An 843-nucleotide genomic window follows, 5' to 3' on the forward strand; every position below is an offset into this window, starting at 1 on the left:
TGTTCACGAACGACGACCTGCTCGCGCAGGCCGGGGTCACCGCGCCGCCCCAGACCCGCACCGAGTTCGCGGACGCGGCGGCCAAGGTCTCGGCGCTCGGCGGCGACGTCTCGGGCTGGGTGCTCCCGCTGTCCCTCGAATCGCCGAACGGCGTGCAGAACGACGTCATGTCGTGGGTCTGGGCGTCCGGGGGCTCGATGCTCAAAGACGGTCAGCCCGACCTCACGAACGACGACGTCACGTCCGCGGTCGAGTACATCGGGGGGCTGTGGGACGACGGCGTCATCGCCTCGGGCTCCTTCACCATGAAGGAGCAGGACAAGGTCGAGGAGTTCACCAACGGTCGAGCCGGCATGATGATCGACTCGCTCGCGCACATCAACCTGATCCGCGAGACGAACCCCGATCTGAACTTCTCGATCTCGGCGATCCCCGCCGAGGACGGGTACGACGGTGAACGCGGCATTCCCTACGCCTCCTGGGGCATCGGCGTCGCCGAGAACTCCGAGCACAAGGAAGCGGCGTTCAAGCTGGTGTCGTTCCTGATGAGCGAGCAGACGAACTCCGAGCTCTCCACGATGGCCAAGGCCTTCCCCGGAAACGCGAAGTCGGTCCCGGACTTCGTGAACGACGACGAGCTCTTCAAGACGGCGTTCGACATCTACCAGGCCGGCTACCCGGCGAACGAGTTCACGGGTCTCCCGGTCGCCGAGGACCTCATGCGCCAGTTCGGTGAGCAGCTCCAGGCCGCGCTCGACGGGCAGCAGTCGATCCCCGACGCGCTCAAGAAGGCGCAGGCCTCGTGGGAAGCGGAGTTCTGACCTCCCGCCTCCCCGCCTGAAC

General features: G+C 66.5%; 1 protein-coding gene. It reads left to right on the forward strand.

Annotated features, from left to right (window positions below):
• On the forward strand, positions 1-821 hold an 821-nt coding region (locus ACNPM4_RS19185), incomplete at its 5' end, for an extracellular solute-binding protein (protein WP_448986807.1).
• Between the last annotated feature and the right edge of the window lie 22 nt (positions 822-843).

The organism is Microbacterium umsixpiens, from assembly GCF_053543675.1.